This window comes from Paraburkholderia polaris (assembly GCF_012927345.1).
Classification (GTDB): Bacteria; Pseudomonadota; Gammaproteobacteria; order Burkholderiales; family Burkholderiaceae; genus Paraburkholderia; species Paraburkholderia polaris.
Map to the genome: position 1 here is coordinate 1 of NZ_JABBGJ010000101.1, position 7,939 is coordinate 7,939.

5 protein-coding genes, 3 pseudogenes and 2 riboswitches are annotated in these 7,939 nt (G+C 60.4%); of the genes and pseudogenes, 4 read left to right on the forward strand and 4 right to left on the reverse strand.

Going from position 1 to position 7,939, the window contains the following annotated elements; translation table 11 throughout:
* Both HHL24_RS42705 and HHL24_RS42710 read right to left on the reverse strand, forming a co-directional pair.
* Positions 1-220, reverse strand: a 220-nt coding sequence (locus tag HHL24_RS42705; RefSeq protein WP_169491258.1) for a transposase, incomplete at its 3' end; no start/stop codon positions are given.
* Positions 221-367: 147 nt separating this feature from the next.
* Entirely contained in the window at positions 368-1,576 is a 1,209-nt protein-coding gene (locus tag HHL24_RS42710) for a D-amino acid dehydrogenase (protein ID WP_169491259.1), read from the reverse strand.
* A 65-nt stretch (positions 1,577-1,641) separates the two neighbouring features.
* A riboswitch (glycine riboswitch) is annotated at positions 1,642-1,749 on the reverse strand.
* A 1-nt stretch (position 1,750) separates the two neighbouring features.
* A riboswitch (glycine riboswitch) is annotated at positions 1,751-1,844 on the reverse strand.
* 240 nt (positions 1,845-2,084) lie between these two features.
* On the opposite strand from HHL24_RS42710, the gene HHL24_RS42715 reads away from it, so the two are divergent.
* The 3 genes and pseudogenes from HHL24_RS42715 (at position 2,085) to HHL24_RS42725 (ending at position 6,021) form a co-directional block, all read left to right on the forward strand.
* Entirely contained in the window at positions 2,085-3,392 is a 1,308-nt protein-coding gene (locus HHL24_RS42715; RefSeq protein WP_169491260.1) for an MFS transporter, read from the forward strand.
* Between the two features lie 235 nt (positions 3,393-3,627).
* Positions 3,628-4,787, forward strand: a pseudogene (locus HHL24_RS42720) (IS30 family transposase).
* 274 nt (positions 4,788-5,061) lie between these two features.
* On the forward strand, positions 5,062-6,021 hold the full coding sequence (locus HHL24_RS42725) for an NAD(P)H-dependent flavin oxidoreductase (protein ID WP_169491261.1): 960 nt from the start codon (positions 5,062-5,064) through the stop codon (positions 6,019-6,021).
* A gap of 145 nt (positions 6,022-6,166) precedes the next feature.
* Here HHL24_RS42725 and HHL24_RS42730 read toward each other — a convergent pair.
* Together HHL24_RS42730 and HHL24_RS42735 are read right to left on the reverse strand one after the other, a co-directional pair.
* A pseudogene (locus tag HHL24_RS42730) lies at positions 6,167-6,597 on the reverse strand (LysR substrate-binding domain-containing protein); the annotation flags it as partial.
* Between the two features lie 201 nt (positions 6,598-6,798).
* Positions 6,799-7,178 (reverse strand): annotated as a pseudogene (locus tag HHL24_RS42735) (porin); the annotation flags it as partial.
* 244 nt (positions 7,179-7,422) lie between these two features.
* Between HHL24_RS42735 and HHL24_RS42740 the strand changes: the two are divergent.
* Positions 7,423-7,939 (forward strand): amidohydrolase (locus tag HHL24_RS42740; protein ID WP_169491262.1); only part of this gene is annotated, 517 nt, incomplete at its 3' end.

The window sequence follows — 7,939 nt, forward strand, 5'->3', positions numbered from 1 at the left end:
CCATCGCCGGGTCCGAGAGACTGAACCACTGCTGAAGGAAGTGAATACGCAGCATCGTCGCGATCGGAAACGGCGGCCGGCCAGTCTTGCCCTTAGGATAGTGCGGCTCGATGAGCGCAATCAGTTTCTGCCACGGCACTACGCGTGTCATCTCATCGAGAAACTCGCGCTTGCGCGTGCGCTTCGTTGACAGATTCAAGCCGAGATCCATTTGCGTCATCACGTCGCTCCTTGAATTCTCCTGCTCCCAGGATAGTCCAAGCTCACGTCAATGCCAGGACTTTTGCAGACCTTCCTTATCTCCTTCGGGCGAGAGAAAACCGTCCGCTGAACTGGAGCAGTCTTCCGTCGTCCGCAAAAAATAAATTTACACCATGTTGGCGACCGCTTGGGCGGTCGCCGCCGATAACGTCCATCCTAGGTGACCATGCCCGGTGTTATAAAGGACCCCGGGCCGTTTTCCGCGGCCTACCTTGGGCAGCATGCTCGGCAACATTGGTCGCAAGCCGGCCCACGGAATCACACGGGATGTAGACATCTCGGGAAAGTAGCGTCGCGTCCAGTCCACCAGCGGTGCTACGCGGTCAGAGCGGATGTCGCGGTTGAAGCCGTTTATCTCCGCCGTGCCGGCCACGCGAAAACGATCCACGCCGAGCCGGCTGGTGACAATCTTCGCGCTGTCGTCTAGTAGGCTCACCCACGGTGCGCATTGCCGGCTGTTTTCGTCGTCGAGACAGACGGTGATCGAATAGCCCTTCACCGGATAAATGTTCACGTGATCGCCCAGCATCGCCGCAAAATCGCGGCTCCTCACGCCGGCGCACACCACGATCTGCTCGAACGTGAGCGGCTGCGGGTCGCCAGCGAGATTCACCATCAGCGAAAAACGTCCTTCAGCAGGTTGCTCGATCGACGTGATCTTCGCGTCGTAATGAATCACAACACCGTGCCGTTCGCAGGCCTGAGCCAGCCCGCGCGTGAACTTGTGGATGTCGCCGGTTGAGTCGGACGGCGTAAAGAAGCCGCCATAAAAATCGCCATGCAGCGTGGGCTCGATGCCATGCAACTCGCTCGCCCTCACCGGATTGCGGTCAAGTCCGCCTTCGCGCAGTAGTTCGTTTACTTTGCATGCTGCGTTGAATTCCTTTTCTGTCTTGTAGATGTGCAAAATTCCGCGCCGTTCGAGATCGAAGTCGATGCCTTCTTTCTCCGCAATTGAAAACAGATGCTCGCGCGCGGCTAACGCGAGCCGCACTGTTTCAACCGTGTTCGCACGGTAGTTCGGTATCTGCCGCAGAAACTCGGCCATCCACGAATACTTGTGCCATGTCGGCGTCGGGTTGAGGAGAAGCGGAGCGTCGCGCGTGAGCATCCAGCGCAAACCCTTCAGCACGGTAGCCGTGCTGTTCCACACCTCGGCATTGCTGGCCGATAACTGACCGCCGTTGGCGAAGGACGTCTCCATTGCCGCATAGCGATGCCGCTCGAAGACGGTAACGTGGTGGCCACGCTGGGCGAGGGCGTAAGCAGTCGTGACGCCGGTAATCCCGGCGCCGATGATGGCGATTCGTGACATGACATGATCCAGAGTAGTTGAGCATCACCGGTGTCGATTCAGTGTCGAAGCCGGCGTCGATGCCCCATCTGTCCATGTACCTGAGAGTTTCTTCCCGTGTGCCGACCAGCCCGATGCAGGCTGTGGACAGAGAATCCCCTTCGGTGGACGCGCAAGGCGCCGCTCTCCAGATGTCCCTGCCGCGCGGTCCTTTTGCCTGAGAGTTTCCGGGGCGGTTGCTCCGTCGGCGTCGTCACAAACGTCTAACGATCTCTCCCGCGCTGCATTGCAGAACGACCGGACGATACCTTTGATAAAAATTTACTGCAAGCGATTCGAGCGATGCGTTGCGCGAAACTTGGCAATACCGGTCTCTTGGGCGCGCAGAGGCTCACGGGGGCCGCTTACATAACCGAACCTTATACCCCCAAGAACAATTCATTTGCGTTGTTACTTATGTCTGGTGATGCTCCACGTCTTGCTGCGAAAGGCGTTACGTGTTCCAGCCAACCATAGGAAGCAACCAACCATGCGCACGACCCGGATCGCCTCCTGCGCGCCGGCCGCCGTCAACCCGAAGACCGCACCCGGGCTTTGCAAGGTGATATTAGCGACCTCGCTCGGCAACGGCCTCGAAATCTTCGATTTCACCGTGTTCAGTTTCTTCGCAGGCGTGATCGGTGCCCAGTTCTTTCCGGTGACCGATTCGCTCACTTCCCTACTCATGGCGGTGGGCACCTTTGGTGTGGGCTTTTTCACGTGGCCGCTCGGTGCGATGGTGATGGGGGTATATGCGGACCGTGTCGGCCGCCGGGCGGCGATGACTATGTCCGTCTGGCTGATGGCGCTGGGCACCGCTGTGATCGGACTTTGTCCATCCTTTGCAACGCTTGGCATCGGGGCACCCTTGATTGTCATTTCAGGCCGCCTCCTCCAAGGCTTCGCTGCCGGTGGCGAGGTCGGCGCTTCCACCACTTACTTGATGGAAGCTGGTCCGGCCTCTCGCCGCGGCTTTCTGGTCAGCTGGCAGCCGGCCAGCCAGGGCGCGGCGGCCCTGCTAGGCGCATCGCTGGGCGTAGTGCTGACACGGACCCTGACGCCAGTCGATCTCGCGGCTTGGGGCTGGCGCGTCCCCTTCCTTGTTGGCCTGCTGGTGGCCCCGGTCGGTCTGTACGTGCGCCAGCAGCTTGACGAAATACAGGTGCCCACCGCAACGGCCGGATTCGCTCGTACACCGCTAGGCGAGCTCTGCCGTGAGCACGGCCGAAAGATCGTGCTGGCGACACTGATGTTAATGGGTAGCACGGTGCTGACATACGTGATCGTTTACTACATGCCGAGCTATCTGACCCGCGTCATGCACATGCCGCCGACCACCGGCTATCTGTCAGCGGCTCTCTCAGCATTGATTCTGCTCGTCGTCTCGCCCTTATCCGGGCTCCTTGCCGACCGCCTGAGGCGTCGTAAGCCACTGGTGCTATTTGTCTTCGGTTGCAATGCGATGCTGGTCCTGCCGGTGTTCCGAATGATCACTCACGCACCCTCAACCCTCGCCGTGCTCTTGGGTGTTGGCGTGATAAGCACGGTAATGGCTCTCGGCTCAGGGGTCGGCCTGCTTCTTCTGCTCGAAGCATTTCCAGCGCGCGTGCGAGCCAGTGGTCTCGCAATTCCCTATGCGTTCGGCGTGACGTTCTTCGGCGGAACGGCTCAGTTCGTCGTGACATGGCTCATCAAAACGACAGGCGACCCAATGTCCGCGGCGTGGTACGTCGGGGTATCGTGCTTCGTCAGTTTCTGTGCGATTCTGCTTTTCTCAGAGCGGCGCGCCGAGCCTTGAGATAGCGTCACGATGAAATTTTCCTCATCAGTCATTTAGGGAATCGACCGAAGGAGGACAACCACTCCGGAAACCCATACACTTATCCACAACCGGTCCTTCTTCAGGGCGGTCTCCACCCCGGCTCAAAGCTCGATCGGCGCGGTGGCTCAAAATTCATTCGGCGCGGACAGGGCGGATTCAACCGGTCGATGCAACACCTCTGTTCCAATACGGAATCTGAGAGTGGAGCAATATGGAACGCCAGAGAAAGCATTGGCTGAGTGCGGAGCAGAAGCGCGAGATATGGAGGATGTGGCGCGAGGGCGAGTCGTTGAGCGTAATTGCGCGCATGCTCGAACGGCAGCCCAGTGGGGTCTATCGGGTCGTGCACAAGACCGGGGGCATCTCTCCGGTCGCCCGTAAGCGATCTGCCCGGTCACTGACGCTTGCCGAACGTGAGGAGATATCGCGAGCCCTGGGTGCTGGCAGAACGATGGGTGAGATTGCACGGCAACTGGGGGGCGAAATCGACCATCAGCCGGGAGATTTCGCGCAATGGCGGTAGCCCCAGGTATCGGGCACACGAGGCTGATGCGCACACCTGGGAGCGCGAGCGCCGGCCCAAGGCGTGTGCGTTGGCGGGCAACGCGCGCCTGCGCCGGCTGGTTGCAGCCAAGCTCAAATTACGATGGGCCCCTGTACAGATAGCGGGATGGCTCAGGCGCGAGTTCCGGGTCAACAAGAACATGCAGATATCTCACGAGACGATCACCGCAGCCAGTTCGTCCTGGCACGCGGGTCCTTAAAAAGGAACTCGTCGCGCATCGTACGAACCGTACGATGCGCCAGGCGAAGAGCGCCTCGGCAAACGGCCAGAACAGGGGCAGGATAATCGGGGGCGTGTCGATCAGCGAACGGCCGGCCGAAGTGGAGGACCGCGTGCTGCCCGGTCACTGGGACGGCGATCTGCTCGCGGGCTCGAACAACACCTACATTGCCACCCTGGTGGAGCGGCACTCGCGTTATGTGATGCTGGTCAAGGTTGCAGGCAAGGACACGGCCAGTGTGGTGTCCTCGCTGATAAAGCAGGTGAACAGACTGCCGAAAGAATTGCGTGGATCGCTGACATGGGATCGAGGCACAGAGATGGCGAGCCACCGGAACTTCACGATTGCCACGGACGTGCAGGTGTATTTCTGCGATCCGCGGAGCCCATGGCAACGAGGCAGTAACGAAAACACGAATGGACTGCTGCGTCAGTACTTCCCCAAAGGGGAGCCGGTGGACGGTTATTCGCAGGCACAATTGAACAAGGTTGCCGCGCGTCTGAACGGTCGCCCCCGTCAGACCTTGCAATTTATGAACCCTGCCGAAAAACAGGCAGAAACGATGGGTGTTGCAATGACCGGTTGAATCCGCCACCCGAACTCTCCTTCCAACTGTTCCAAACGATCCGACGACGCGCAGCCGGCTCGTTTCGCCTATAATAGAACGACCGTTCGTAAATATTCGGGCGAACATGGGTCGGGCTGACCGGCCTGGCCGAACGCGCGCCGCGATCGGCACGCAGCGCGAGCGTCAGCCAGCCTCCGCGCTGCTTGCCGTGTATGTCGTTCCATGTGCCGCTAAACTCATCAAACGCCGCGCACCACACACGCCGGTCCGTCCAAATCAGGAGACTCGCACTATGGCATTGCCCGCCGTTCTGCAAAACCTTGCATTGCCCGTCGTTGCTTCGCCGATGTTCATCGTCAGCTATCCCGAACTCGTGTTGGCCCAATGTAAGGCTGGGATCGTCGGGTCGTTCCCGTCGCTGAACGCGCGCCCCGCGGAATTGCTCGACGAATGGCTCACCCAGATCCAGGCGCAGCTCGCCGAACACAGCGCGGCTAACCCCGACGCGGTGATTGGCCCGATTGCCGTCAACCAGATCGTCCATCAGTCGAATTCGCGACTCGAGCACGACGTGCGCGTGTGCGTCGAACACAAGGTGCCGATTTTCATCACGAGCTTGCGCGCGCCCGAGCGTGAAATCGTCGACGCCGTGCACAGCTATGGCGGCATCGTGCTGCACGACGTAATCAATCTGCGGCATGCGCAGAAGGCGCTGGAAGCGGACGTCGACGGTCTGATCCTGGTGGCGTCGGGCGCGGGCGGCCATGCGGGTACGACCTCGCCGTTCGCGCTGGTCGGCGAGGTGCGGCGCATATTTGACGGCCCGATCGTGCTGTCGGGCTCGATTGCCAGCGGCGACTCGATTCTCGCCGCGCAGGCGATGGGCGCGGACCTCGCGTACATGGGCACGCGCTTTATCGCGACCCAGGAAGCACACGCGGTCGACAGCTACAAGCAGGCGATCGTCACGTCTACCGCGTCCGACATCATCTACACGAACCTGTTCACCGGCGTGCACGGCAACTACGTTCGCGAAAGCATCGTGAACGCGGGGCTCGATCCGGACGCGCTGCCGCAATCGGACAAGAGCGCGATGAACTTCGGCAGTGACAAGGCGAAGGCCTGGAAGGACATCTGGGGCGCAGGCCAGGGCGTCGGTCTGATGGACGATGTGCCGAGCGTGGGCGAATTGGTGCAGCGCCTGAAGAAGGAATATGACGACGCGAAGGCGCGACTGGGCATTGCGCGTTGAGGCAAGGCAGACGAATGGCCGGTTGACTCGGACGCGCGATGCTCGAGGCGCTGCGGTTCGCGGCAGTTCCCGTACAAGTCGAACTGCAGCGCTTGGGCAGCCCTCAAACACCTTCTCATCGTCGGGCACCGCGCGCTTGCGGTATTCAGGCGCTGGCACGCCGTGGCCCCGCCAACGCCCTGATCTGGTCGAGCGACGGCCACTGCGACTCGTTCGTGAAGCGCTCGGCGAGAAAGTCGACAAACGAGCGCACCTTGGCCGACAAATGCCGCCGGCTCGCGTAGACCACATGAATCGGCAACTCCCGCGGCGGCACTTCGTCCACAGCAGGGGCATGAGACGACCCTCGGCCAGATCGACGCCGATCACCTCGGTGCCGAGCATCGCGATGCCTACGCCTTGCAGAACGAGCACGCGCTGCGCCTCCTGATGGTTGACGATGAGATTGCCCGATAGACGCAAACGCGACGAGTTTTCGCCCGTCGCGATTTCAGGCACCGACACGGCCGCGTACTGCAAATAATTGTGGCGCACGAGATCGGCGACGCTCTTCGGCGTGCCATGCCGCCGCAGATATCCATCTCAATCGCTCGCTTCACGAATTAGTGCGCGTCATTTTGCCGGGTTTATCAAAAAATGACCGGCAAACCTTGCGCTGTACCTGGTCCAGAAGCGACAAAGCCCGCCTTCGGTAGAAGGCGGGCTTTGCAATGACGCGAACCGGCTGGTCCGCCAGGCGGCGCTTGCAGGCAAACGCGCCCAGCGGGACGCACGCGCCTAGAACTTCGCGCGCAGCCCGACGCCGTGCGTATTGCCACTAGACTGACCGGTGATGTGGTCGTACAGATAAGCGCGTAGACGTCCGTGCGTTTGGACCGCGGGTAGTCGTAACCCGCAGCAGCCGTCTGACGGGTCTGGTTCGAACCGCCGCCGTTGCGCGGGTAGGCGTACGACGCCTTGATCGAACCCGGGCCGAACGGCGCCGTTACGCCGCCTTGTCCCGTGTTCACGTGCCAGCTCGTGACCTGCTGGTCGTCGTACGTGTACATGTACTGGCCGTAGAGCTTCACGAACTTGAAGTCGTACGTCATACCCACCTGGCCGACGCTCTGGCTCTTCAGCCCCGGAACGCCGGGCCTGTCGAAGCTGCCCAGGTTGTTCTTTTCTTTGCACTTCATTGACCAAGTACGCTAAAGCGACGGCATGGACCGCGCAGTACGACCGTCCCCTGAACAGGCCCACAAAATTCGTATTTCTATTTTGTTTGAAGCCAAAACTAAATGTTATACGTATGAAAACCTTCGATTTGACCCGGGAGGGCGGGAGGTAGACGCTATGGGCTTCCTGCTCACGCGGGCCTCGTGCGACATCGGCGTAGCCCGCACTAAATCGGAGTGTTTCATGCAGAAGAATTCCCTGGTCGGCGATATCGTTGCGAACGCCGAGCGGTTCAGTGCGTTGCGCCGGGATATCCACGCCCATCCTGAACTTGGTTTCGAAGTCTCCCGCACCGCCGAGCTAGTCGCAAATCGCTTGCGCGACTGGGGCTATCAAGTTGAGACTGGGGTTGGCCGCATCGGCGTTGTGGCGCAGCTTAAAAACGGCAGCGGCACGCGCATCATTGGTCTTCGTGCAGACATGGATGCGTTGCCCATATTTGAAACTACAGGGCTTCCGTGGGAGAGCAAGAACCATGGTCACATGCATGCCTGCGGACATGACGGCCATACGACGATGCTGCTCGCTGCTGCGGAGTATCTCGCAAGAACGAAGAATTTCGACGGCACGCTGAACCTGATTTTCCAGCCGGACGAGGAAAACCTCTGCGGCGCACGGGCCATGATGGAAGATGGCCTGTTCGAACGCTTTCCTTGCGACGCGGTCTACGCCATGCACAATATGCCCGGCCTGCCGCTCG